The 524-nt window shown below is 46.8% G+C and carries 1 pseudogene; it reads left to right on the top strand.

Annotated features, from left to right (window positions below):
* Nucleotides 1-524, top strand: a pseudogene (locus ACQEXT_RS21270) (transposase); the annotation flags it as partial.

Genomic DNA, 524 nt, shown 5'->3' with positions numbered 1-524 from the left:
TCGCAACTTTACTGCATTGACATCTGCGCTTACGCCATCATGAGCAACCACTACCACTTGGTCTTACATATCAATCGAGAGAAAGCCCTAAATCTATCGACTTATGAGGTGGTTGAGCGTTGGCAGCAAGCACACAAACTGCCCAATATCGTATCTCGATGGTTAGAAGGGCAGCTTACCAGTAAGGCCGAGCTTGAAGTGTGTTTAGCGATTATCGAATCTTGGCGTGAGCGACTATGGAGCCTAAGTTGGTTTATGAAAGAGCTTAATTTTGAGATTGCCTGCCAAGCCAACAAAGAAGACCAATGCAAAGGACATTTCTGGGAAAGCCGCTTCAAAAGCCAGGCTCTACTAGATGAACAGGCACTCGCGGCAGCGATGACGTATGTCGATTTAAACCCGCTAAGAGCAGGAATAGCCCAAACACCAGAAACCTCCGATTACACCTCAATTAAAGCGAGGGTTGAGGCATTAAACAATCAGCAAGAGACGGCACCTTGCCTTTACCCGTTTGTTGGGAATGA

It is taken from the genome of Vibrio sp. TRT 29B02, assembly GCF_050113655.1.
GTDB lineage: Bacteria > Pseudomonadota > Gammaproteobacteria > Enterobacterales > Vibrionaceae > Vibrio.
The sequence above is the reverse complement of the archived record's forward strand: the minus strand, read 5'-3'. Positions and strand labels throughout refer to the sequence as shown.